The sequence below is a fragment of the Agromyces protaetiae genome (assembly GCF_030866785.1).
Taxonomy (GTDB): Bacteria; Actinomycetota; Actinomycetes; order Actinomycetales; family Microbacteriaceae; genus Agromyces; species Agromyces silvae.
Map to the genome: position 1 here is coordinate 1,607,024 of NZ_CP133018.1, position 23,152 is coordinate 1,630,175.

Consider the following 23,152-nt stretch of genomic DNA (forward strand, 5'->3'; position numbering starts at 1 on the left):
ATGGCTGAGTACATCTATTCGATGGTTCGCGCCCGCAAGGCGGTCGGCGACAAGGTGATCCTCGACGACGTCACGATGGCGTTCCTTCCCGGAGCGAAGATCGGCGTCGTCGGGCCGAACGGCGCTGGAAAGTCCACGATCCTGAAGATCATGGCGGGGCTCGACCAGCCCTCCAACGGCGAGGCGCGGCTGAGCCCGGGGTTCTCGGTGGGCATCCTCATGCAGGAGCCCGTGCTCGATGAGTCGAAGACCGTGCTCGAGAACGTGCAGGAGGGCGTGGGCCCGATCAAGGGCAAGCTCGACCGGTTCAATGAGATCTCGCTCGCGATGGCCGACCCCGACGCCGACTTCGACACGCTGCTCGCCGAGATGGGCACGCTGCAGGAAGAGATCGACGCCGCCGACGCGTGGGACCTCGACTCGCAGCTCGAGCAGGCGATGGACGCGCTGCGCACACCGCCGAGCGACACGCCGGTCTCCGTCCTCTCCGGCGGTGAGAAGCGACGCGTCGCGCTCTGCAAGCTGCTGCTGCAGAAGCCCGACCTGCTGCTCCTCGACGAGCCCACCAACCACCTCGACGCCGAGAGCGTGCTCTGGCTCGAGCAGCACCTCGCGAAGTACCCCGGCGCCGTGCTCGCCGTCACGCACGACCGGTACTTCCTCGACCACGTCGCGGAGTGGATCTGCGAGGTCGACCGCGGCCGCCTGTACCCGTATGAGGGCAACTACTCGACGTACCTCGAGAAGAAGGCCGAGCGCCTCGAGGTGCAGGGCAAGAAGGACCAGAAGCTCCAGAAGCGACTGAAAGACGAACTCGAGTGGGTCCGCTCGAACGCGAAGGGCCGTCAGGCCAAGTCGAAGGCCCGTCTCTCGCGGTATGAAGAGATGGCCGCCGAGGCGGAGCGCACCAAGAAGCTCGACTTCGAGGAGATCCAGATCCCGCCGGGGCCGCGCCTCGGTGACGTCGTGCTCGAGGCGAAGCAGCTCGAGAAGGGCTTCGGCGACCGAATGCTGATCGACGGGCTGAGCTTCTCGCTGCCCCGCAACGGCATCGTGGGCATCATCGGCCCGAACGGCGTCGGCAAGTCGACGCTGTTCAAGACCATCGTCGGGTTCGAAGAGCTCGACGGCGGCACGCTCAAGGTCGGTGAGACCGTGAAGATCTCCTACGTCGACCAGTCGCGCACGGGCATCGACCCGAACAAGACGCTCTGGGAGGTCGTCTCCGACGGTCTCGACTACATCCAGGTCGGCAAGTCCGAGGTGCCGAGCCGGGCCTACGTCTCCACCTTCGGGTTCAAGGGTCCCGACCAGCAGAAGCGTGCCGGCATCCTCTCGGGTGGTGAGCGCAACCGCCTGAACCTCGCGCTCACCCTCAAGCAGGGCGGCAACCTGCTGCTCCTCGACGAGCCCACCAACGACCTCGACGTCGAGACCCTGTCGAGCCTCGAGAACGCGCTGCTCGAGTTCCCCGGATGTGCCGTGGTCATCACGCACGACCGGTGGTTCCTCGACCGCATCGCGACGCACATCCTCGCGTACGAGGGCACCGAAGAGAACCCGGCGAACTGGTACTGGTTCGAGGGCAACTTCGAGGCCTACGAGCAGAACAAGATCGAGCGACTGGGGCCCGACGCGGCGAAGCCGCACCGGTCCGCGTACCGCAAGCTCACCAGGGACTAGCCCATGCGCCTGCACGTGCCGACGCCGCTCCGCTGGAGCGACCTCGACGCGTACGGCCACGTGAACAACGCCCGGATGCTGAGCCTCCTCGAGGAGGCTCGCATCCAGGCGTTCTGGGTGTCCGACGAGACGTCGGAGCACGCGGCCGGTGCCTCCACCGCGGTGATCGACGCGTCGGCGGACCGCACGACGAACACCCTCATCGCCCGCCAAGAGATCGAGTACCTCGCCCCGATCCCGTACCACCGGCAACCGCTCGACATCGAGCTCTGGATCGGGCGCATGGGTGGCGCGAGCCTCGAGGTCTGCTACGAGGTGTGGTCGCCGATCGGCGCCGAACCACGCACCTGCTACACCCGCGCGAGCACCACCATCGTGCTCGTCGACGTCGCGACCGGCCGGCCGCGCCGCATCTCGGCGCACGAACGCGCCGCCTGGTCACCGTACGCCGAGGACGCGCTCGAGTTTCGTCGACGCTAGTCGACCGCGAGTGGTACCCCGGTACCACTCGTATCCCATGAAGGACGTGCCTGAGACGGACGCGCCCGTCCGCTCCTCCTGCATACCGTTGACCTATGATCACGGCAGAAGGGCTCGTCAAACGCTACGGCGCGAAGACGGCCGTCAACGACATCAACTTCACGGTCCGTCCCGGACAGGTCACCGGCTTCCTCGGCCCCAACGGGGCCGGCAAGTCCACGACGATGCGCATGATCGTCGGTCTCGACCGGCCGAGCGTCGGGAGCGTCACCGTCAACGGCAAGCCCTATGCGGCGCACCGCGCCCCGTTGCACGAGGTGGGCGCGCTGCTCGATGCGAAGGCCGTGCACACCGGCCGCACCGCGTACAACCACCTGCTCGCCATGGCCGCGACGCACGGCATCGGGGCGAGCCGGGTCCGTGAGGTCATCGAGCTCACCGGTCTCGAAGCGGTCGCGCGCAAGCGCGTCGGCGGCTTCTCGCTCGGTATGGGTCAGCGTCTCGGCATCGCTGCGGCACTGCTCGGCGACCCGGCCACGCTCATCCTCGACGAACCCGTGAACGGACTCGACCCCGAGGGTGTGCTCTGGGTGCGCGGGCTCGTGCGTGGCCTCGCCGCCGAGGGCCGGACGGTGTTCCTCTCCTCGCACCTCATGAGCGAGATGGCGCTGACGGCGGATCATCTCATCGTGCTCGGCCGCGGCCGGATCATCACCGACGCGCCTGTGTCGGACGTCATCGCCGGCAGCACGCTGCAGCGTGTGCGCGTGCGCTCGCCACACGCGTCACAACTCGCCGACCTGCTCGCCGCACCCGAGGTCGCGATCGTGCGCTCGGAGGCCGGGCTACTCGAGGTCTCGGGCGCCGACGCTGCGAGCATCGGCGATCTCGCCGCACAGCACGGCATCGCCTTGCACGAACTCACCCCACAGAGCGCGTCGCTCGAGGAGGCCTACATGGCGCTCACCGCCGACGCCGTCGAGTACCGAACGGAGGCCGTCCGATGACGACCACCCTGCCCCAGCCCGGCCCCGCGTCCACCGCGGTCTCCACGGGGTCGCTGAGCTTCGCCGGTGTCCTGCGATCCGAGTGGATCAAGTTGCGGAGCCTCCGCTCGACCGTCTGGTCGTATGCCCTCGTCATCGTCATCGCGCTGGGCATGGCGCTCATCATGTCGCTCAGCCTCGTGAACGGGATGGGCGGGGTGAACCGCGGGGGAGACCTCGCCGGCATGCCCGTCGAGCAGCAGACCGCCCTCGTCGTGCAGTCCACGACGTTCGGTGTCCTGTTCGGCCAGCTCGTCGCGGGCGTCCTCGGTGTGCTCGTCATCACCGGCGAGTACTCCACCGGGATGATCCGCTCCACGCTCACCGCGGTTCCTCGGCGCACGCCCGCGATCGCCGCGAAAGCGGTCGTGCTCTTCGTCTCGACGTTCATCGTCGGGCTCCTCGCCACGGTCGGCGCGTACGGCGTGACCTCGATCGTCGTCGCGGGCCACGGGGTCTCGGTGAGTCTGCTGGAGCCGGCGATCCTGCTCCCGGTGCTCGGCGCCGCACTGTACCTGGCGCTCGTCGCCGTGTTCGCGCTCGCGATCGGCACGATCCTGCGCAGCAGCGCCGGCGGCATCGCCGCAGTGCTCGGACTGATCCTCCTCCTGCCGACGGTGCTCCAGATGATCCCGGCCGAATGGCCGGGCGAGGTCATCCCGTACCTGATCGGCTCGGCGGGGACCGGGATCTTCATGTCGACGACCGCGTGGCCCGCCGGTGACGAACTCGGCGCGTGGGTGAGCCTGTTCGTCGTGCTCGGCTGGGTCGCGGTCGCGATGGGCGGCGCCCTCGCGCTCCTCAAGCGACGGGACGCGTAGAGTCCACAGCATGACGGATGCAGCCCACGCCCCCGGCGTCCGGATTCCGGACGCCGGGGGCGCGCCCCGTCTCCCGAGGCCGCCGGGAGTGATCCGACGGTTCTGGGCACGGCACCCGTGGCTGACCGACTCCCTCATCGCGGCGTTCTACCTGCTGCCGACAATGCTCGGCTCGTTCGCCGGTCAGGCGGACGCGCCCCCGGTGTGGGTCATCGTGCTTCGCCTCGTCGCGGTCGCCGTCGCCGGCGCGTCGATCCTGCTGTTGCGTCGCCGGCATCCCTGGTCGCTCATCTTCGTGGCGTGGGGCGTCTGCCTCGTGGTCTTCCCGTTCGGGATCGTCGACACCTTCCCGATCCTGCTCGCGCTCTACGCCCTCGCCGTCTACCGCTCGACGAAAGCCGCCTGGCTCGGCTTCGCCGGCTCGGTCGCGATCGGCACGCTCGCCAGCTACCTCGACGTGTGGGCACAGGATCTCGGTGCTGCGGCGGGTGGCCCCGAGACGGTCGCCTCGGCGTCGCAGCACACCGTGCTCATGCTCATCGCGACCCTCATCGGCGTCACCGTCGGCAACCGCCGGCGCTACGTCGACGCCCTCATCGCACGAGCCCACGACCTGGCGCGTGAGCGAGACCAGCACGCGCAACTCGCCACGGCACTCGAGCGAGCACGCATCGCGCGCGAGATGCACGACATCGTCTCGCACGGGCTCACCGTCATGGTGACGCTCGCCTCGGGATCGGCCGCGGTGGCCGAGCGAGATCCGGCACGGGCGGCAGAGACCATGGAGCGTGTCGCCGAGACCGGGCGGACGGCGCTGTCGGACATGCGTCGCATGCTCGGCGTGCTCACGGCGAGCCAGGGCGCGTCGGCCGAGCTCGCGCCGATGCCTGGCTCAGCGGCCATCCCCGACCTGGTGGAGACGTTTCAGGCGGCAGGCCTGCCGGTACGGCTGACGACCTCCGGGCCGCCGGTCGCCGACCCGAACCTCGAGCTGACGGTGTACCGGATCGTGCAGGAGGCACTCACGAACGTCCTCCGCCACGCGAACCGACCGCAGCGCGTCGACGTGGTCGTCGAGCACGCCGACGGCGCGCTCGAGGTCCGCGTGACCGATGACGGTGCAGCGGCCGGCATCGGGACCGGCCCGGCCGACGCCGACGCCGGTGCGCCGCACGGCGGCCACGGACTCGTGGGCATGCGCGAACGGGTCCTGCTCTACGGCGGGACGTTCGAGGCGGGTCCGCGCCCGCGCGCCGGTTGGCAGCTGCGGGCCCGGCTCAGCGCCGGGGCCGGCCCGGTGACCGCGCTCGTCGATCCGCCCATCAGGGAGAGGGAGCCATGACCACGACCGACTCCGCGTCGCCCCAGTCCGCTTCGAGCCAGTCCGCTTCGAGCCATGGCGACCCGATCCGGGTCGCCATCGTCGACGATCAGGCGCTCGTGCGGACGGGCTTCCGAATGGTGCTCGAGTCCGAGCCGGGCATCGCGGTCGTCGGCGAGGCCTCCGATGGCGACGAGGCGATCGCGCTCGTCGCCGGCACGGCGATCGACGTGCTGCTCATGGATGTGCGTATGCCCGGGCTCGACGGCATCGCCGCGACACGAACGATCGTCGCTGGCGATCAGCCGCCCCGGGTGATCGTGCTGACGACCTTCGACCTCGACGAGTACGCGTTCGGCGCACTCCGTGCCGGCGCCAGCGGATTCCTTCTGAAAGACGTGCGCCCGAGGGAACTCGTCGACGCGATCCGCACCGTGCACGCGGGCGACGCCGCGCTCGCACCCCGGGTGACCCGACGGATGATCGAACTCTTCGCCGATGCGCTGCCCGCCACTCCCGCGGGAGCCGGTTCCATGCCGGCGGGGCTCGATGCGCTGACCCCGCGCGAGCGAGAAGTGCTCGTCGCGGTGGCCGACGGCGCGAGCAACACCGAGATCGGCGCGCGACTCTTCCTGTCGGAATCGACCGTGAAGACGCACGTCGGCCGCGTGTTGCAGAAGCTGGACGCCCGGGACCGCGTGCACCTGGTCATCCTCGCCTACGAGCACGGGCTCGTGTCGCGAGCACCGAACCGCGGGCATTGACGAAGACGACGTCAGCCGAGCGGCTCGTCAGAGAAGCCGCCCTCCCACACCGCACGGCTCCCGGACTCGCCGATGAGCACGAGCGTCCACGTGGTCCCCGCGCCCACGCCGACCGCACCCAGCGTGAGCAGCACGCTCATCGCCACCACCGCGGTACGCGCCGGCCGGCCGTCTGCGCGGCGTCGGCCGACCCGTTCGACGACGGCCCATGCGGCGATGACCATCGCGACGGCGAGCAGCCCGATCACCCAGGGCACCAGTGTGTCGCCGCGTCCGGTGTGCACCTCGATGAGGGGCGCGGGCGGCACGCGCTGCTGCAGCCATTTGCCGGCCTCCACCGTGAGGAGCGTCAGCGGCAGCAGGGCGGCCGCGGCCAGCAGGCACGGCAGCCAGAGTGCTCGTCTCGCAGCCGGCCAGGCGGCGGCCACGACGAGCAGCAGCACGAGCAGCGGCACCAAGACGATGACCGCGTGCACGAGCAGCACGTGCATGGGCAGCCCGGCGACCTCGTAGTCCATCACGCCCCCGAGACGACGCGCTCGCCCTCGACCCGTACCTCGATGGACGGCAGGGGATCGATCGCGGGCCCCTGCAGCACCTCGCCCGTTGCCGCGTCGAACACGGAGCCGTGGCACGGACACTCGAGCCGGTCACCCGCCGCGGCCACGACACACCCCTGGTGTGTGCAGATCGCGCTGAACGCGACGACCCGGCCCGCCTCGGGCTGCGCGAGCAGCGCCGGCTCGCCGTCGATGTCGACGCCCACGCTGCCGCCGACCGGCACCTCCGAGAGCGTGGCGATCTCGTCGCCGGCCGCGGCGGAGCCGCCGCCCTCCGCGGACGGCGGCGGCTCCGACGCAGACGGCGGGGTCGACGCATCCGTCGTCGCCGGAGCATCCGCCTCGCCACCCGGCCCGCAGCCGGCGAGGGTCAACGCACCCGCCGCCACACCCGTGCCGCCGACGACCAGCATGGTCCGTCTCGTGAGTTCCGTCGCATCCGCCATGGTGCACCGCCTCTCGGTGCCGCGCCCCGTCGCGCCGCACCCGTGGAGCCATTGTGACGGGCCGTGCCCGCCAGCGGAAGATCCTCGCCGGATCAATGCCGGTCGCGGAACTCCTCGGGCACGCGGACCATGCCCTCCTGGGCGACCGAGGCGACGAGCGCGCCGTCGCGCGTGTAGATGCGTCCGAGCGAGAGGCCGCGCCCACCGCGCGCGACCGGCGACTCCTGCGTGAACAGGAGCCACTCGTCGGCGCGGGCCGCTCGATGCCACCACATGGCGTGGTCGAGGCTCGCGATCTTCAGGCCCGGCGTCGCCCACGCGACGCCGTGTGCGCGCAGGATCGGCTCGAGGATCGAATAGTCGCTCGCGTACGCGAGCGCGGCGCGGTGCAGTTTCGGGTCATCGGGCAGCCGGCCGATCGCGCGCATCCAGACCGCCTGCCGGGGAACGCGCTCACCGTCCACACGCAGGTAGACCGGTGACGGGATGTGGCGGATGTCGAAGGCTCGCTCGGTGGACCAGTATCTCGCCACGTCGTGGTCGATGCCGCCGAGCACGTCGGCGGTCGACGGCAGCGACTCGGGGTCGGGGAGGTCTTCGGGCATCGCCGACTCGTGTTCGAGCCCCGCGTCCTCGGTCTGGAACGACGCGATCAGCGAGAGGATCGGGAGGCCCTGCTGAAACGCCTGCGTGCGACGCGTCGAGAACGACCGGCCGTCGTGGATGCGGTCGACCGAGAAGGTGATCGGATGAGCGGTGTCGCCCGGCCTGAGGAAGTACCCGTGCATCGAGTGCAGCGGTCGGTCGTCCTCGACGGTGTGCGTCGCCGCGACGAGCGACTGGGCGAGCACCTGGCCGCCGAAGACGCGCCCCATCGGCATCCACTGCGACGGGCCGGTGAAGATGTCCTCGGTCGTGCGGGCGCCGGTGTCGGTGAGCTGCAGCGTGTGCAGGAGTCCGTCGATGGGGCTGTTCATCGTTCCTCCGTAGGGGCGCGGCGTGCCGCGCACGCATGCACGACGGCCGCCGCACGATGCGACCGCGCGCAGTTGGTAGTTTAGACAGGAGATGGTCCAGCAACTGACGCTCGCCGACGGCCTCGCGCTCGGCGACCTGCACACCTACCTGCAGCGCGCCGGTCGCGTGGAGGACGGTTCCGTGCGCCTCATGGCCGGCGCCGGGATCCTCGCGGTCTACACGGCGATCGTGTATCCCCGCGGCATCCTCGACGAGAGCCCGACCGTCCTCGGGCTCCGCACGTTCGCACTCGTCGACACCGACGACTTCGACTCGGTCGTGCCCATGCGCTCCCTCGTCGACCGGGTGAGCCGCGCACAGGAGACGCTCGAGCGCGACCCCGATGCGGGGCCCGTGTCCATGACCCGGCCCGCCGAGGTCAACACGGTCACATGGGCGGGCATCTCACCGCCCCGCGGCGGGTGGCGCCGCGTGGGCGAGACGGCCGCACCGACCCTCGAGGCCGCCGCGCGGGTCGGCATCGACGAGGTGGCCGCGGCGATCCCGTCGGGCACCGGCGAGCAGCTCGTGCAGCGCGTGCGAAGCGAGGTCTGGGGGCGCGGCATCGACGGCCTCGAGTACGTGCCGGCGGGCGCCGCCTTCGCGGCGTACAGCCTCGGATTCCTCGGCGACGACCCGATCGGCGTCTTCGAGACCGGCCCGTGGACGCGGCTCAGCTCGCGGCGCGGTCACGTGCTCGTGCGTCAGCGCCCCTGGTCCCTCAAAGGCTGACCGGCCACCACGTCCCCCGCCGAAGCCTCGCGGCCGGTCACCTCACCCGCGGGCGACCGCCCGCCCGGCCGCGCGGCCGGTGAAGAGGCATCCGCCGAGGAACGTGCCCTCCAGCGCGCGGTACCCGTGCACGCCGCCGCCGCCGAAGCCCGCGGCCTCGCCGGCCGCGTACAGTCCGGGAATCGGCGATCCGTCCGCGCCGAGCGCGCGGGACTCGAGGTCGGTCTGGATGCCGCCGAGCGTCTTGCGGGTCAGCAGGTGCAGCCGCACCGCGATGAGCGGGCCGGCCGCCGGGTCGAGGATGCGGTGCGGCGACGCGACCCGGATGAGCCGGTCGCCGCGGTAGGCACGTGCCGCCCGGATCGCGGCCAGCTGCAGGTCTTTCGCGAACTCGTTGTCGAGCTCGCGGTCGCGGGCGCGGATCTCCCGCTCGACGTTCTCCACGTCGAGCGGCGTCTCTCCGGAGAGGCCCTGCATGCCCGCGAGCAGCTCGGGCAGGGTGTCCGCGACGACGAAGTCGACGCCCCGGCGCTTGAACGCCTCGACCGGGCCGGGCGCGCCCGAGCCGAGCCGCTGCGCCAGCAGGCGCAGGTCTTTGCCCGTGAGGTCGGGGTTCTGCTCGCTGCCCGAGAGCGCGAACTCCTTCTCGATGATCTTCTGGGTCAGCACGAACCAGGAGTGCGAGGAGCCCGTTCCGGCGAGGTGCTCGAGCGTGCCGAGCGTGTCGAAGCCCGGGTAGAGGGGCACCGGCAGCCGGTGCCCGGTCGCATCGAACCAGAGCGAGGACGGGCCCGGCAGGATGCGGATGCCGTGCAGCGGCCACACCGGGTCGAAGTTCGTGATGCCCTCGGTGTAGTGCCACATGCGGTCGCGGTTCACCAGCCGGGCCCCCGCGGCCTCCGAGATGGGCAGCATGCGGCCGTCGACGTGCGCCGGCACACCCGACAGCATCGCGGCTGGCGGCTGACCCATTCGCGAGGGCCAATACTCGCGCACCAGGTCCTGGTTGCCGCCGATCCCGCCCGATGCGACGACGACCGCGGGGGCTCGCAGCTCGAACTCGCCGACCTCGTCGCGGTTGCTCGGCTGCCCGCGGCCGGCCGGATCGTCGCCGAGGACCGCGCCGCGGACGCCGACGACCGCGCCGTCTTCGACGATGAGCTCGTCGACCCGGTGCCGGTGCCGGATCGTCACGAGCCCCGCCGCCTCGCCGGCGCGGACCCGCGCGATGAAGGGCGCCAGCACGCCCGGGCCGGTGCCCCACGTGATGTGGAAGCGCGGGACCGAGTTGCCGTGCCCCGACGGCCGCCCGTCGCCGCGTTCGGCCCACCCGACCACGGGGAAGAAGCGCACGCCCTTCTCGTGCAGCCAGGCCCGCTTCTCGCCCGCCGCGAAGTCGAGGTAGGCGTCGGCCCACCGGCGCCCCCAGAGGTCCTCGTCGCGGTCCCACGCGGCCGTGCCGACCCAGTCCTGGCGGGCGAGCTCGAGCGAGTCCTTCACGCCCATGCGACGTTGCTCGGGGGAGTCGACGAGGAACAGGCCGCCGAACGACCAGTGTGCCTGGCCGCCGAGGCTCGCGGCCGGCTCCTGCTCGACGATGATGACGCGCTTGCCCGCGTCGACGAGTTCGGACGCGGCGACGAGGCCCGCCAGGCCGGACCCGACGATGATGGCATCGGGGGTGGATGCAGCGACGGAAGCGGCCACGGTGACTCCTTCGTCTCGGCCGGTGACGGCGGTGGAGCGGCGGTGCTCAGTCCTCGAAGGTGTTCACCATCGCGAACGCCGCGCGCTGCAGGTAGTCCCAGAGGGTCTCCTCGGCGAGCGGGGGGAGCTCAAGCGTATCGACCGCAGCGCGCATGTGCGCGAGCCAGCGGTCGCGCGCGTCGGGATTGACCTTGAACGGCAGGTGCCGCATGCGCAGTCGCGGGTGGCCGCGCTCGGCGCTGTACGTGCCCGGCCCGCCCCAGTACTGCTCGAGGAACAGCTGCAGCCGGCGTGCGGCCGGCCCCAGGTCCTCCTCGGGGTACATGGGCTTCAGCACGGGGTCGTCGGCGACGCCGCGGTAGAACTCGGTCACGAGCTTCTCGAAGGTCGCGCTCCCGCCGACCGACTCGTAGAACGATTGGCCGAGCGCCGGCCCGTGCTCGCTGCCGCGGAGCGGCAGGTCCGCCGGGCGGACCGGTCCGCGCGCCTCGGGCGGCGTGACCGGCTCTCGAGCTCCGGATGCCTCGGGCGGCACGGATGCCTCGGGCGGTACGGATGCCTCGGGCGGTACGGATGCCTCGGGCGGCACGGATGCTTCGGGCGGTACGGATGCCTCGGGCTGCAGCGGCGGCATCATGAGGAGCCTTCGCTCGGCGGGGTCGGCGGTGTGGGCGGGTTCGTCGAGCTCTTCGGCATCCGCGGCAGTCGCGGCGCGCGAAGCGCCTTCGGCTTCTTCGCGGTGCCGCCCTCGGGCAGCACCGTGCTCGCCGTCTTCGGCGGTCGTGCGCCCTTCACGCGGGTCGCGCCCTCGAGCCCGGTGAGCACGACCGAGGCGAGGCTCGGCGTCTTGACGTCCATGCGATCGAGGGTGCGCTTGAGACGCACACGCAGTTCGCGCGCGACGTCGTCTTTCGCGGTGGCCCTGACCTTCATGACCACGCGGATCACCATGGCCTCGTCTGAGATCGACTCGAGGCCCCAGACTTCGGGCTTCTCCACGATGCGCGAGCGCCACTTGGGCGTCTGCGCGAGCTCGTTGGCCGACTTCAGGAACTCGGACTCGACCTCGTCGATGTCGGCGTCGTACGGCACGGCGAGGTCCACGATCACGCGCGCCCAGCCCTGAGACAGGTTGCCCACGCGCAGGATCTCACCGTTCCTGACGAACCAGAGCGTGCCGTTCACGTCGCGGACGGTGGTCACCCGGATCCGCACCTCTTCGACGATGCCCGTCGCCGGCCCGAGGTCGACGATGTCGCCGACGCCGAGCTGGTCCTCGACGACCATGAAGAGGCCGTTGAGCGCGTCCTTCACGATGTTCTGCGCGCCGAAGCCCAGGCCGGCGCCGATGGCCGCGGAGAGCAGCGCGAACGAGCCGAGGATCTCGGCATTGATGGTCGCCACGATCATGAGGGTGACGATGATGAACAGGGTCACATTGACGATGTTCGTGAGCACCGAGCCCAACGTGCGGGTGCGCTGCACGACGCGGACGGTCGCGAGCGGCGAGGCCAGCAACGCCTGGGTGTCGGTGACGTCCTGCTTCTTCTTGACGCCCGAGACGACCCGATTCACGACCCGTTGGATGACGAAGTGCAGCAGCCAGCGCACCAACAGCGCGATGCCGACGATCACGAGGACCGCGACGAGCTTGCCGACGATGGTGCCCCAGTTCTCAGCCCACCAGATACCGAGCTCGGTCCAGAAATCGACGCTCAGAGGTGATTCCTCGGGGACGGGGGTTTCCAGGCGCATGGTTCCGGAGTTTAGTTGCCCTCGGCTGGGAGCTCGGAGAGCGCCCGCGCGTCGAACGCGCGTGCGGCGAGCGCACGGTCGAGTTCGGCGAGCTGTTCTGCGACGAGCCGAGCGAGAGGCGCCGGCTCGGGGTTGGCCGCGAGCCACGCGCGCGCCCGCTCGGCGAGTTCGGCATCGACGAGCGGCGCGGGGAAGAGTCTCGTGACGATGAGCGCCGCCATGTTGAAGCTGCGCTCGGCCCAGATCATCCGGAGCATCCCGAAGTACTCGTCGACGACCGGCGCGAGCAGCGTCGCGGGCATGGCACGCCGCCAGCCGTCGGCGATCGCGCGTGCGGCATCGTTCGACAGTGAGCGATCGGTCGCGACCCGCCGCCACGCGGCATCCTTGACGATCGGGTCCGGACGAGCGGCGCGCGCCGTCTCGGCGAGGAGCCGACCCTTCGACGTGTCGTCGGCGTCGAGCGCGCGCTGGATCTCCTGCTCGTCGCCGGCCCCCAGCGCGGCCCGCGCGATCACGAGCTCCCAGCGCAGGTCGAGATCGATCGTGAGGCCGGGCAGGAGCGACGAGCCGTCGAGCAGCGTGCCGAGCACTTCGGCGTGTGCCGCGGTCGACGCGATCCGTGTGAACGCCTTCGCGAACTGGAGCTGCGCGTCGGAACCCGGCTCGGCGAGCTCGGTCTGCGCCCAGATCGCGTCTCCGGCCTCGGCGGCGACCACGTCGCGGTGCTCGTGCGCGACGTACTTCGCCAGTGCGAGCTCGAGGCGGGCGAGCGTGAGCCCGCGTGCCGACGACTGCGACTCATGCCCGATGCTGCGGAGCACGAGCCGCACGAAGTCGGTCGCGGCCAGCTCCGCATCGCGGAGGGCGTCCCAGGCCGAGCCGAGCACGACCGCCCGGGCGACGGGATCGGCGATCTCGGCGAGGTGCGCCACGGCCGTGCGGAACGATCGGTCGTCGAGTCGGACCTTCGCGTAGGTCAGGTCGTCGTCGTTCACGAGCAGCAGATCGGGCCGGAATCGCCCGACCAGGCCGGCGACCTCGGTCGAGGCGCCGTCGATGTCGAGCTCGACGCGGTGGGTGCGGGTGAGTCGGCCGTCCACGAGGTCGTAGCAGCCGACCGCGACCCGATGCGGCCGGAGCGTCGGATTCGCCGACCCGGCGGTCTGTTCGATGCGCGCCGCCGTGATGATCTCGCGAGCCTCAGCGTCGCCCTCGGCGGGTCCGGCACCGGCCGGCGCCGTCGTCTCGAGCACGACGCGCAGGGTGTTGACGCCCGCCGTCTCCAGCCAGAGCGCCGCCCACCGGCTCAGTTCCCGGCCCGACGCGAGCTCGAGCTCGCGGAGGAGGTCGGCGAGCGTGGCATTGCCGCCGGCGTTGGCTGCGAGGTACGCGCCGACGCCGCGCTGGAACTCGTCGAGCCCCACCCAGGCGACGAGCTGCTTCAACACCGACGCGCCCTTGTCGTAGGTGATCGCGTCGAAGTTCACCTCGACGTCGCCCGTGGTGTCGATGGTCGCCACGATCGGGTGTGTGGTCGGCAGCTGGTCCTGCTCGGCGGCCTGGGTCTTCTCGTCGTTCGCGAACGTCGCCCACGCCCCCGTGAATTCGGTCATGCGTGAGCTGGCGAACGTGGCAGCCCAGGTCGCGAAGGACTCGTTCAGCCACAGGTCGTTCCACCAGCGCATGGTCACCGAGTTGCCGAACCACATGTGGCTGAGTTCGTGCAGGACGACGCTCGCGCGCTGCTCGCGACGGGCGTCGGAGACGCGCGCGCGGAACAGATACGACTCGTTGAACGTCACGGCCCCGACGTTCTCCATCGCACCCCAGTTGTACTCGGGTACGAAGATCTGGTCGTACTTGCCGTACGGGTACGGCACGCCGAACGCGGACTCGTAGAACTCGAGACCGCGCTGGACGAGCGGGAACATGACGTCGGGCTCGGCGTACTGCGCGAGCGATCGGCGGGTGAACAGCCCGAGCGGCACCTCGCGTCCGTCGCTGCTCGTCGCGCTGCCGTGCCAGCTCGCGTACGGTCCGGCGATGAGCGCGACGATGTAGCTCGAGATCGCCGGACCGGTCTCGAAGGACCAGGTCGCGTGCGCCGCGCCCGGGTCGCCGCCCGGCTCGTCTCGGTCGCCCACCGTCGGCACAGGTTCGGGACTCGGTGCGTTGCTCAGCACTGTCCAGTGCGCCGGCGCGGTGACCGTGAACCGCACGGCCGCCTTCAGATCCGGCTGATCGAACACCGCGAACACCCGGTTGGCCTCGGCGACCGCGAACTCCGTGTACAGGTACGTCTCACCGTCGACCGGGTCGACGAATCGATGCAGCCCCTCGCCGGTGTTCGTCGTCGCATTGGTCGAGACCATCCGGAGCTCATTGACCTCGTCGAGGTCGTCGAGCCGGATGCGCCAGCCGTCGGAGACCTCGGCCGGTTCGAGGCGCCGGCCGTTCAGCTCGATCTCGTGCACCTCGGTCGTCGTGGCCTCGATGAACGTCGAGCCGCCGCGCACCGCACCGAAGCGCGCCACGGTCTCCGCGCGGAAAGCGCCGTCGTCGCGCGTGAGGTCGAGGGTGACCTCGTACGACGGCTCGCGCACGAGTGCGGCTCGCGCCTCGGCTTCGACGCGGCTGAGCTCAGGGCGGGGCATGCGGACCTCCCGTGGTCGCGAGCTGGGTGACGACGCGGCCGCCGGCTCAGCCGGCGTCGCGCTGCTGCACGGTCAGCGCCCGCTCGATTCCCGCGAGGTTCTCGATCACGAGTCGGCGCAGCGCGGGGATCCCGGGGTTCGCGTCGAGCCACGCGCGGCTTGCCGACACGAGCTCCGCGTTCGCGAGCGGGGCGGGGTACAGCAGGTCGACGAGCTTCTCGGCGATCGCGTAGCTGCGCTCGTTCCAGATCCGTTCGATCATGTCGAAATACCGGCTCACGAACGGCGCCAGCAGCGACGTGTCGTCGGCGCGGAGGAATCCGGCCGCGGTGGAGCGCACCACCGAGTTCGTCGCGGTGTCGACGTCGATGAGCGACGCCCACGCGCGTTCCTTCGCCTCGTTCGTCGGAATCGCGGCCCGCGCGTGCGCGGCCGACTCTTGACCCGTCGCCGTGTTGTCCTCGGCGAGCCGGGCATCGATGTCGGCGTCGCCGGCTCGACCGGCGGCCGCGAGCGCGATCAGTAGCTCCCAGCCGAGGTCCGTGTCGACCGCGAGCCCGTCGAGCGACAGCTCGCCCGCGTAGAGCGCGGCGAGGTCGTCGACGTGGCTGCCGGCCTCGGCGATGGCGGCGAAGTTCTTCACGAACTGGAACTGCGCGTCGCTGCCGGCCTCGGCCGCGCGAGCGAGCTCCCAGAGCCCATCGGCGAGCCGGCGGCGCGCCTCAGCGCGCTTCGTCGGTGCCACGTACGAGCTCGCCGTGAGCTGCGCGTTCGCGAGCACGATGCGGAGCGTGGTCGACTCGGTCTCGCTCGCGATGTTGCCGAGCACGAGCTCGAGGTAGTCGCTCGCGCTCGTCTCGGCGTCGCGGGTCGCGTCCCACACCGAGCTCAGCACGAGGGCGCGGGCGAGCGGGTCCTCGATCGCCGACAGGTTCTCGAGGGCGACCCGATGGGACGACTCGTCGAGGCGGATCTTCGCGTACGCGAGGTCGTCGTCGTTCAGCAGCACGAGGTCGGGGCGGGCGCGCCCGACGAGCTCGGCGACCTCGGTGCGCTCGCCGTCGACGTCGAGCTCGACGCGGTGCTCGCGCACGAGCCGGCCGTCACGCAGGTTGTAGAACCCGATCGCGAGCCGGTGCGGGCGGATCGTCGGGTGGTCGGCCGGCGCGGACTGCAGCACCGTGAACGACGAGATCGTGCCCGAGCCATCCGTCGCGATCTCAGGACGCAGCGTGTTGACGCCCGCGGTCTCGAGCCAGAGCGCGCCCCATTCGGAGAGGTCGCGGCCGCTCGCGGTCTCGAGCTCGGCGAGCAGATCGGCGAGCGTCGTGTTGCCCCACGCGTGCGTCTTGAAGTACGCCGAGACGCCCGCGAAGAACGCGTCGACGCCGACCCAGGCGGCCAGCTGCTTGAGCACCGAACCGCCCTTGGCGTACGTGATGCCGTCGAAGTTGACCTGCACGTCTTCGAGGTCGTTGATCGTCGCGACGACGGGGTGGGTCGAGGGCAGCTGGTCCTGCCGGTACGCCCAGCTCTTCTCCATCGAGTTGAACGTGGTCCAGGCGTTGGTCCACTCTGTCGCCTCGGCCGTCGCGATGGTCGACGCCCACTCGGCGAACGACTCGTTCAGCCACAGGTCGTTCCACCACTTCATGGTCACGAGGTCGCCGAACCACATGTGGGCGAGCTCGTGCAGGATCGTGACGACCCGGCGCTCGCGGATGGCGTCGGTGACCTTCGAGCGGAACACGTACACCTCGGTGAAGGTGACGGCTCCCGCGTTCTCCATGGCGCCCGCGTTGTACTCGGGCACGAACAGCTGGTCGTACTTGTCGAACGGGTAGGGCACGTCGAACTTGGACTCGAAGTAGGCGAAGCCCTGCTTGGTCTTCTCGAAGATGTAGTCGGCGTCGAGGTACTGCGAGAGGCTCTTTCGGCTGTACACGCCGAGGGGGATGACCCGGCCGTCGGAGCTCGTTAGCTCGTCGCGCACGACGTCGTACGGGCCCGCGATGAGCGCCGTGATGTAGCTCGAGATGCGGGGGGTCGGCCCGAACGCCCACGTCTTCGCGCCCTCGTGCGCGTCGGTGGGCTCGGGCGTCGGCTGGTTCGACACGACCTGCCAGTGCGCGGGCGCGGTCACCGTGAACCGGAACGCCGCCTTCAGGTCGGGCTGCTCGAACACCGCGAACATGCGCCGCGAGTCGGGCACCTCGAACTGCGTGTAGAGGTACGCCTCGCCGTCGACCGGGTCGACGAAGCGGTGCAGGCCCTCACCGGTGTGCATGTAGCGGCCGTCAGCGACCACGACGAGCTCGTTCTCGGCTGCCAGGCCGGGCAGCTGGATGCGCACGCCGTCGCTCACCTCGGCCGGGTCGAGCGCGGCGCCGTTCAGCGTCACCGAGTGCACGGTCGCGGTGATCGCGTCGATGAACGTCGAGGCGCCCTCGGCCGCGCTGAATCGCACGGTCGTCGTGCTGCGGAACACGTCGGGACCTGTGGTCACGTCGAGCACGACGTCGTAGTCGTGCACGGTCACGAGCGCGGCGCGCTCCTCGGCTTCGATGCGGGTGAGGTTCTCTCCAGGCACGTCCAGTCTCCAGCTACGTCGCGAACGGATGACTCGCCCGCGCTTGTGGCGCCGGGCGAACGGAGTTCAGCCTAGCCCCGGGCTCCGGCCGAGGCATCCGCTCATGCCAGACTTGCTCCCATGCGCATCCACATCGCGACCGACCACGCCGGCCTCGAGTTCAGCCGCACCCTCGTCGACCACCTGACCAACGCCGGTCACGAGGTCGTCGACCACGGCCCGACCTCGTACGATGCGCTCGACGACTACCCCGCGTTCTGCATCAACGCCGCGCAGGCGGTCGCCCGTGACCAGGCGGCCGGCGTGCACACGCTCGGCATCGTGTTCGGCGGTTCGGGCAACGGCGAGCAGATCGCCGCCAACAAGGTCCGCGGCATCCGGGCCGCGCTCGTGTGGAGCATGGACACCGCGCTGCTCGCCCGCCAGCACAACGACGCGAACGTCATCTCGATCGGTGCGAGACAGCACACCGTCGAAGAGGCGATCCGCTACATCGACGCCTTCATCGCCGAGCCGTTCTCGGGCGACGAACGGCACGCGCGCCGCATCGCCCAGCTCGCCGAGTACGAGCAGACCGGCGACATCGCCGGCAAGGGCGTGGACCACCCCGAGGCGTAAGCCCGAAGTCGCAGAAGGAGGGGCGATGCCCGAGGGGCACTCCGTCCACCGCATCACCCGGCAGTTCGAGCGGAACTTCGTCGGGCATGTCGTCCGTGCGTCGAGCCCGCAGGGGCGGTTCGCGGTGGGCGCTGCCGAGCTCGACGGCCGCCGCATGGTCGACGCGCGCGCGGTCGGCAAGCAGATGTTCCTCGGGTTCGAGGGGGACGTGTGGCTGCGCGTGCACCTCGGCATGTACGGCGCGTGGGACTTCGCCGGTGAGATCCTCATGGACGCGACCATCGCCTCGGCCAACGGTCGCATGGGGCAGACGAACCAGCGCGGGACGTTCCTCGACGGACCGAACCCCGATGCCGTGGTGTTCGACTCGGCGGGCGAGAACTCGCTCACGTCGATCGGCGCGCCGCGGCGTGCCCGGCTGCGCATGTCGGAGTCCGAGAAACCCGGCGCCGACGTCGAGTCGTTTCCTCCGGAGCCGGTGGGGGCGGTGCGCGTGCGCCTGCTCACCGAGACGATCGTCGCCGACCTGCGCGGCCCGACGGCCTGCGAGGTGCTGAACCCGGCACAGGTCGAGGCGATCGTCGCGAAGCTCGGTCCCGATCCGCTGCTCGACGGCGGCATCGAGGCCGAGGTGCGGTTCACGACCGCGATCCGGAAGAAGGCGACGCCCATCGGGCTGCTGCTCATGGATCAGAACGTCGTCGCGGGCATCGGCAACGTCTATCGCGCCGAGCTGCTGTTCCGGGCACGGCAGAACCCGCACACGCCCGGCCGCGATGTGCCTGAGGAGCATGTGCGCCATCTCTGGCACGACTGGACGAAGCTGCTGCGCATCGGCGTGGAGACCGGTCAGATGATGACCATGGACGATCTCGACGAGGAGGCCTACCGGGCCGCGCTCGCCAACCGCGACGACCGGCACTGGGTCTACAAGCGCGAGGGGCTGCCGTGCCGCGTCTGCGGCACGAACGTGGTGCTCGAAGAGATGGGCGCCCGCAAGCTGTACTGGTGCCCCTACTGCCAGGCCTGAAGGGGATCCGATGCCTGAGGTGACCGGGGCGCGCGCGGGCGCGCTGGTGCTCGAGGGAGGGCGGCTGCCCGGTGCGCCCGAGGCCGTCGACGTGCTGCTCGACGGCGGCCGGGTGATCGAGCTCGTGCCGGACGGCGCACCGCTGACCGGCGCCGCCGCCGCGCGTGCCGAGCGGATCGCGCTCGGCGGCCGGTGGATCGTGCCCGGCCTGTACGACCGGCATGTGCACCTGTCGCAGTGGGCCATGGTGTCCAGGCGGCTCGACCTCGCGACGGCGTCGTCTGCGGCCGCGGCAGCGACGCTCGTCGCGGGCGAGATCGGGCGCGGGGCCGGCGAGATCGCCGGGTTCGGGTACCGCGACGGGTTGTGGCCGGATGCCCCGTCGCTCGAGCTGCTCGACGCGGCGGCCGGCGACGTGCCCGTCGTGCTCGTCTCCGCCGACCTCCACGCCTGCTGGCTGAACTCGGCGGCGGCCCGACGGCACGCCGTGTCTCCTGGCACCGACGGCGTGCTGCGCGAGGACGAGTGCTTCCGGCTCGTGCGCGAGCTCGACGACATCGCCGACACCGTGCTCGACCAGTGGGTCGCCGAGGCCGCGACGCGTGCGGCGGCCAGGGGCGTGGTCGGCGTCGTCGACTACGAGATGCGGTGGAACCGCGACGACTGGGCTCGGCGCGCCGCCGGTGGCGCCTTTCCGTTGCGCGTCGCCTTCGGGGTGTATCCGCAGCACCTCGACCGGGCGATCGACGAGGGTCTGCGCACGGGCGAGCCCGTTCCCGGTACCGGTGGACTCGTGACCGTGGGCGGCGCCAAGGCGATCACCGACGGGTCGCTGAACACCCGGACCGCGTGGTGTTTCGACCCGTACCCCGGCCTCGAGGGCCACGCGCACCCCGCAGGGCTCGCGACCGTGACCTACGACGAGCTCGTGCCCCTCATGCGACGCGCCCACGACGGTGGGCTCACGCCCGCCGTGCACGCCATCGGCGACCGTGCGAACGCCCGCGTGCTCGACGCGTTCGAGGCCGTCGGCTGCCGTGGGTCGATCGAGCACGCGCAGCTGCTCAGACACGGCGACGTGGCGCGCTTCGCGCGGCTCGGCATCGTCGCGAGCGTGCAGCCCGAGCACGCGATGGACGATCGCGACGTCGCCGACCGGTACTGGCGCGGCCGCACCGATCGCGCGTTCATGCTCGCCGAGCTGGCCGCGGCCGGGGTGGAGCTCGCGCTCGGCTCCGACGCGCCCGTGGCGCCGCTCGACCCCTGGGTCGCGATCGCCGCGGCCGTGGGCCGGTCGCGCGACGGGCGTGCGCCGTGGCATCCGGAGCAGGCGATCGACGTGCGCGTCGCGCTCGCCGCGTCCACCGGCGGTGCGGGCGCCGAGGTGCGGGTCGGCGGGTCGGCCGATCTCACCGTCGTCGAGCTCGACCCGTTCACCGCGACGATCGACGAGCTGCGTGGCATGCCCGTCGCGGCCACCTTCGTGGGCGGGCGCAGCACGCACTCGTCGCTCGGCTGAAGCGCTCGAGGCAGACGAGCGGAGGGCGCTCGGGGGATAACCCCCGGCGCGATCCGGTCGGCCACCGGATGTGGCGGCGGGCGCGCGTTCGCGAGGCTGGAGGCACACTTCGCCCCGGGCCCGCGCCGTTCGCGCACCCACGTGGGACGATGACGGAAGAAGGAACCATCATGACCACAGACACCGGTACCGCACCCGCTCCCGCAGCGGCGGTGACCCGCCCGGCGGACGAGCGCAGAGAACTCGGCTACGGCCGGCTCTGGGCCGCCGTGCCCAGGGAGCTCGGCTTCCTGATCCTCACGATGCCGATCGCGATCATCGGACTCTCAGTGCTCGCGACCGTGTTCTTCACCGGACTCGGACTGGTCGCGATCGTCGTCGGTATCTTCCTGATGGTCGGCGCGTTCTTCATCGCCCGCGGCTTCGGCACGCTCGAGGTCATCCGCCTCGAATGGGCGGGGAGCCCTTCGATCCGTCGACCCGACTGGTCGCGCGACAGCCGTGAGCAGGGTTTCTGGCGCTCGGCGTTCTCGCCGTTCGTCGACGGGCACTACTGGCTGTACCTGCTGCACACCCTCGTCGTGAACCCCATCGTCAGCATCGTGACGTGGACGTTCACGATCGTGTGGGTCTCGGTCGCCCTGGGCGGCACGACCGGCTGGATCTGGCAACGGTTCATTCCCGAGGGGGACCGGACGTTCTGGCTCAACGAGTGGCTCGTGGAACGGTTCACGGGCGGCACGGTCAGCTACGATCCGGTCGTCGGGGAGCGCATCCTCGAGTTCGTGCTCGGCCTCATCTTCCTCGCGACTCTGCCGTACGTGTTCCGCGGGCTCACGCTGCTGCACGACGTGATCGCGCGCGGCATGCTCGGCGCCTGGCGTTCGGAGGCGCTGCAGCGCGAGGTCGTCGCACTCTCCGCCTCGCGCGGGGCGGCGGTGCAGGCCGAGGACACGTCGCTGCGGCGGCTCGAGCGCGACATCCACGACGGGCCGCAGCAGCGGCTCGTGCGGCTGCAGATGGACCTCGCGACCATCGAGCGGCGCCTCGACCAGGACCCCGGCGAGGCGAAGGCGCTCGTCGGCGAGGCGCGCGACCAGGCCCGGGAGGCGCTCGACGAACTGCGCGCGCTCTCGCGCGGGTTCGCGCCGCCCCTCCTGCAAGACCGCGGCCTCGCCAGCGCGCTCGCCTCGCTCGCGAGCCGGAGCACCGTACCGGTCACGTTCGAGGACGCGATCGCGGCGGATGCCCCGCTGCCGGCGTCGATCGAACGCAACGCGTACTTCGTGGCCGCCGAGTTGCTGACGAACGTCACGAAGCACGCCGACGCGACCGCCGTGCGGCTGCGGATCGCGACCCGAGACGAGGGCTCGGCCGGGCACTGGCTCGATCTGTGGGTCACCGACAACGGGCGAGGCGGCGCGACGACCGCGCCGGGACACGGGCTCGCCGGCCTCGAGGAGCGCGTGCGCGGGCTGCGCGGGCAGCTCGTCGTGACGAGCCCGGTCGGCGGGCCCACCTCGATCGGGGCGCACATCCCGTACGTGCCTGCGTCGGTCGAGTAGCGGGCGCCGGCGAGCGCCCGCGAGCGCATCGAGACCCGGCGGGCTGGTCTCAGGATCGGCTCGCCGGGTCTCGACGCGCGTGCGCCCTCGTCGCCCGCTCCTCGACGACGAGGCATGCCCGACGAGGCATGCCCGACGCCGAGGCATCCGCTCGCCCCTCGCTACGCTTGACGGGTGACCGACCCCCGCCCGCTCCGTGTCGTGCTCGCCGAAGACTCCGTGCTGCTGCGCGAGGGACTCGTGCGACTGTTCGACGAGGCGGGATTCGAGACCGCGGGCGCGTACGGCGACGCGGACACGCTGATCGCGGAGGTCGCCGAGACCCGCCCTGACGTCGCGGTGCTGGATGTGCGCATGCCGCCGAGCTTCCGTGACGAGGGCGTGCGCGCCGCGATCGCGCTCCGCCGCGGCTGGCCGAAGCTCGGTGTCCTGCTGCTCAGCCAGTACGTCGAGGGCACCTATGCGCACGAGCTGCTCGCCTCCGGCGACGGCGGCATGGGGTATCTGCTGAAGGACCGCGTCGCCTCGCTCGAGGAGCTGAAGGACGCGGTCGAACGCGTCAGCGCGGGCGGCACGGTCCTCGACCCGCAGGTCGTGAAGGAGCTGCTGTCGCGCCGCGGCGACCCGCTCGCGAGCCTCACACCCCGCGAGCGCGAGGTGCTCGAGCTCATGGCCGAGGGCCGGACGAACACCGGCATCGCGACCCAGCTGTTCATCGGGGTCGGCGCGGTCGAGAAGAACGTGACGGCGATCTTCCAGAAGCTCGGCCTCGAGGACTCGGGCACCGATCATCGGCGGGTCCTCGCCGTGCTCGCGTGGTTGCAGCGCTGAACCGGCTCGC

The 23,152-nt window shown here is 71.1% G+C and carries 20 protein-coding genes; 12 read left to right on the top strand and 8 right to left on the bottom strand.

What is annotated here, in order from left to right; all coding sequences use genetic code 11:
• The 6 genes from ettA (at position 1) to QU602_RS07445 (ending at position 6,115) form a co-directional block, all read left to right on the top strand.
• Positions 1–1,683 (top strand): energy-dependent translational throttle protein EttA, encoded by a 1,683-nt coding sequence (gene ettA / locus QU602_RS07420; protein WP_308799617.1) that lies wholly within the window; start codon positions 1–3, stop codon positions 1,681–1,683.
• 3 nt (positions 1,684–1,686) lie between these two features.
• The gene (locus tag QU602_RS07425; protein WP_308799618.1) at positions 1,687–2,163 is read left to right on the top strand and encodes an acyl-CoA thioesterase; all 477 of its coding nucleotides are present in this window, start codon (positions 1,687–1,689) and stop codon (positions 2,161–2,163) included.
• Between the two features lie 95 nt (positions 2,164–2,258).
• A complete protein-coding gene (locus tag QU602_RS07430; protein ID WP_308799619.1) occupies positions 2,259–3,170 on the top strand; it encodes an ABC transporter ATP-binding protein in 912 nt (303 codons plus the stop codon).
• A complete protein-coding gene (locus QU602_RS07435) occupies positions 3,167–4,030 on the top strand; it encodes an ABC transporter permease subunit (RefSeq protein ID WP_308799620.1) in 864 nt (287 codons plus the stop codon). Before QU602_RS07430 ends, QU602_RS07435 begins: the two co-directional genes overlap by 4 nt.
• A gap of 10 nt (positions 4,031–4,040) precedes the next feature.
• Complete coding sequence (locus tag QU602_RS07440) at positions 4,041–5,372, top strand: sensor histidine kinase (protein ID WP_308799621.1); 1,332 nt, start codon at positions 4,041–4,043, stop codon at positions 5,370–5,372.
• A 116-nt stretch (positions 5,373–5,488) separates the two neighbouring features.
• On the top strand, positions 5,489–6,115 hold the full coding sequence (locus QU602_RS07445) for a response regulator (RefSeq protein WP_373692919.1): 627 nt from the start codon (positions 5,489–5,491) through the stop codon (positions 6,113–6,115).
• 11 nt (positions 6,116–6,126) lie between these two features.
• On the opposite strand, the gene QU602_RS07450 is transcribed toward QU602_RS07445, so the two are convergent.
• From QU602_RS07450 to QU602_RS07460, 3 genes are all read right to left on the bottom strand, one after another.
• Complete coding sequence (locus tag QU602_RS07450; RefSeq protein ID WP_373692901.1) at positions 6,127–6,636, bottom strand: hypothetical protein; 510 nt, start codon at positions 6,634–6,636, stop codon at positions 6,127–6,129.
• On the bottom strand, positions 6,633–7,121 hold the full coding sequence (locus QU602_RS07455) for a Rieske (2Fe-2S) protein (RefSeq protein ID WP_308799623.1): 489 nt from the start codon (positions 7,119–7,121) through the stop codon (positions 6,633–6,635). Before QU602_RS07455 ends, QU602_RS07450 begins: the two co-directional genes overlap by 4 nt.
• Before the next feature lie 92 nt (positions 7,122–7,213).
• The gene (locus QU602_RS07460; protein ID WP_308799625.1) at positions 7,214–8,098 is read right to left on the bottom strand and encodes an acyl-CoA thioesterase; all 885 of its coding nucleotides are present in this window, start codon (positions 8,096–8,098) and stop codon (positions 7,214–7,216) included.
• A gap of 91 nt (positions 8,099–8,189) precedes the next feature.
• On the opposite strand from QU602_RS07460, the gene QU602_RS07465 reads away from it, so the two are divergent.
• Positions 8,190–8,870, top strand: a complete 681-nt coding sequence (locus QU602_RS07465; protein WP_308799626.1) for a hypothetical protein — start codon at positions 8,190–8,192, stop codon at positions 8,868–8,870.
• Between the two features lie 42 nt (positions 8,871–8,912).
• Here QU602_RS07465 and QU602_RS07470 read toward each other — a convergent pair whose 3' ends face one another.
• The 5 genes from QU602_RS07470 to pepN (QU602_RS07490) all read right to left on the bottom strand — a co-directional run bounded on the left by QU602_RS07470 (position 8,913) and on the right by pepN (QU602_RS07490) (position 17,579).
• Entirely contained in the window at positions 8,913–10,577 is a 1,665-nt protein-coding gene (locus QU602_RS07470) for an FAD-binding dehydrogenase (RefSeq protein ID WP_308799627.1), read from the bottom strand.
• A gap of 46 nt (positions 10,578–10,623) precedes the next feature.
• Positions 10,624–11,037: a globin gene (locus QU602_RS07475; RefSeq protein WP_308800115.1), complete on the bottom strand. Its 414-nt coding sequence runs from the start codon at positions 11,035–11,037 to the stop codon at positions 10,624–10,626.
• Between the two features lie 173 nt (positions 11,038–11,210).
• Positions 11,211–12,332: a mechanosensitive ion channel family protein gene (locus tag QU602_RS07480; protein ID WP_308799628.1), complete on the bottom strand. Its 1,122-nt coding sequence runs from the start codon at positions 12,330–12,332 to the stop codon at positions 11,211–11,213.
• 11 nt (positions 12,333–12,343) lie between these two features.
• On the bottom strand, positions 12,344–14,989 hold the full coding sequence (gene pepN, locus QU602_RS07485) for an aminopeptidase N (RefSeq protein WP_308799629.1): 2,646 nt from the start codon (positions 14,987–14,989) through the stop codon (positions 12,344–12,346).
• Between the two features lie 46 nt (positions 14,990–15,035).
• On the bottom strand, positions 15,036–17,579 hold the full coding sequence (gene pepN, locus QU602_RS07490) for an aminopeptidase N (protein WP_308799631.1): 2,544 nt from the start codon (positions 17,577–17,579) through the stop codon (positions 15,036–15,038).
• 120 nt (positions 17,580–17,699) lie between these two features.
• Between pepN (QU602_RS07490) and QU602_RS07495 the strand changes: the two genes are divergently transcribed.
• The 5 genes from QU602_RS07495 to QU602_RS07515 all read left to right on the top strand — a co-directional run bounded on the left by QU602_RS07495 (position 17,700) and on the right by QU602_RS07515 (position 23,142).
• On the top strand, positions 17,700–18,197 hold the full coding sequence (locus QU602_RS07495; RefSeq protein WP_308799632.1) for a ribose-5-phosphate isomerase: 498 nt from the start codon (positions 17,700–17,702) through the stop codon (positions 18,195–18,197).
• 25 nt (positions 18,198–18,222) lie between these two features.
• Positions 18,223–19,227, top strand: a complete 1,005-nt coding sequence (locus QU602_RS07500) for an Fpg/Nei family DNA glycosylase (protein ID WP_308799633.1) — start codon at positions 18,223–18,225, stop codon at positions 19,225–19,227.
• Positions 19,228–19,237: 10 nt separating this feature from the next.
• Positions 19,238–20,746, top strand: a complete 1,509-nt coding sequence (locus QU602_RS07505) for an amidohydrolase (protein ID WP_308799634.1) — start codon at positions 19,238–19,240, stop codon at positions 20,744–20,746.
• Positions 20,747–20,916: 170 nt separating this feature from the next.
• Positions 20,917–22,311 carry a sensor histidine kinase gene (locus tag QU602_RS07510; protein WP_308799635.1) on the top strand — a complete coding sequence of 465 codons (1,395 nt, stop codon included), beginning with the start codon at positions 20,917–20,919 and terminating at the stop codon, positions 22,309–22,311.
• Between the two features lie 174 nt (positions 22,312–22,485).
• Positions 22,486–23,142: a response regulator transcription factor gene (locus QU602_RS07515; protein ID WP_308799636.1), complete on the top strand. Its 657-nt coding sequence runs from the start codon at positions 22,486–22,488 to the stop codon at positions 23,140–23,142.
• Positions 23,143–23,152: the final 10 nt, after the last annotated feature.

Excerpts from the sequence above, each read along its gene's own strand:
- ettA (WP_308799617.1), top strand. The coding sequence starts at position 1 with ATGGCTGAGTACATCTATTCGATGGTTCGCGCCCGCAAGGCGGTCGGC.
- QU602_RS07425 (WP_308799618.1), top strand. The coding sequence starts at position 1,687 with ATGCGCCTGCACGTGCCGACGCCGCTCCGCTGGAGCGACCTCGACGCG.
- QU602_RS07430 (WP_308799619.1), top strand. The coding sequence starts at position 2,259 with ATGATCACGGCAGAAGGGCTCGTCAAACGCTACGGCGCGAAGACGGCC.
- QU602_RS07435 (WP_308799620.1), top strand. The coding sequence starts at position 3,167 with ATGACGACCACCCTGCCCCAGCCCGGCCCCGCGTCCACCGCGGTCTCC.
- QU602_RS07440 (WP_308799621.1), top strand. The coding sequence starts at position 4,041 with ATGACGGATGCAGCCCACGCCCCCGGCGTCCGGATTCCGGACGCCGGG.
- QU602_RS07445 (WP_373692919.1), top strand. The coding sequence starts at position 5,489 with ATGGTGCTCGAGTCCGAGCCGGGCATCGCGGTCGTCGGCGAGGCCTCC.
- QU602_RS07455 (WP_308799623.1), bottom strand. The coding sequence starts at position 7,121 with ATGGCGGATGCGACGGAACTCACGAGACGGACCATGCTGGTCGTCGGC.
- QU602_RS07460 (WP_308799625.1), bottom strand. The coding sequence starts at position 8,098 with ATGAACAGCCCCATCGACGGACTCCTGCACACGCTGCAGCTCACCGAC.
- QU602_RS07465 (WP_308799626.1), top strand. The coding sequence starts at position 8,190 with ATGGTCCAGCAACTGACGCTCGCCGACGGCCTCGCGCTCGGCGACCTG.
- QU602_RS07480 (WP_308799628.1), bottom strand. The coding sequence starts at position 12,332 with ATGCGCCTGGAAACCCCCGTCCCCGAGGAATCACCTCTGAGCGTCGAT.
- pepN (WP_308799629.1), bottom strand. The coding sequence starts at position 14,989 with ATGCCCCGCCCTGAGCTCAGCCGCGTCGAAGCCGAGGCGCGAGCCGCA.
- QU602_RS07495 (WP_308799632.1), top strand. The coding sequence starts at position 17,700 with ATGCGCATCCACATCGCGACCGACCACGCCGGCCTCGAGTTCAGCCGC.
- QU602_RS07500 (WP_308799633.1), top strand. The coding sequence starts at position 18,223 with ATGCCCGAGGGGCACTCCGTCCACCGCATCACCCGGCAGTTCGAGCGG.
- QU602_RS07505 (WP_308799634.1), top strand. The coding sequence starts at position 19,238 with ATGCCTGAGGTGACCGGGGCGCGCGCGGGCGCGCTGGTGCTCGAGGGA.
- QU602_RS07510 (WP_308799635.1), top strand. The coding sequence starts at position 20,917 with ATGACCACAGACACCGGTACCGCACCCGCTCCCGCAGCGGCGGTGACC.